The organism is Gelidibacter salicanalis (assembly GCF_016469035.1).
GTDB lineage: Bacteria > Bacteroidota > Bacteroidia > Flavobacteriales > Flavobacteriaceae > Gelidibacter > Gelidibacter salicanalis_A.
Genome location: NZ_JAEHJZ010000411.1, coordinates 1 through 268, shown reverse-complemented (window position 1 = coordinate 268; position 268 = coordinate 1). Strand labels below are relative to the sequence as shown.

1 protein-coding gene is annotated in these 268 nt (G+C 39.6%); it reads right to left on the bottom strand.

Going from position 1 to position 268, the window contains the following annotated elements; translation table 11 throughout:
• Positions 1-101 precede the first annotated feature (101 nt).
• Entirely contained in the window at positions 102-260 is a 159-nt protein-coding gene (locus tag JEM65_RS23420; RefSeq protein WP_368856078.1) for a DALR anticodon-binding domain-containing protein, read from the bottom strand.
• Positions 261-268: the final 8 nt, after the last annotated feature.

Sequence of the window (268 nt, the reverse complement as noted above, 5' to 3'; positions counted from 1 at the left end):
TAGCCTATTCCGAACCTGATTGACTCAGGCCGGCTTTAATTATGAAAATTATATATAGGTACTAATCATACCAGGAATTGACACCAAAAGCATCTTAGATCTTACATTCGTTCAGGTACAGCGATTCCTAGTAGTTGCATTCCTTTATTCAGAGTTTTGGCGGTATGAGCCGAAAGCGCAACTCGGAAAGCGAGAATGCTCGCATCATTCTCCAGAAATATAGGAAGATCTGCATAGAATCTATTGTATTCCTTTGCCAAATCGAATA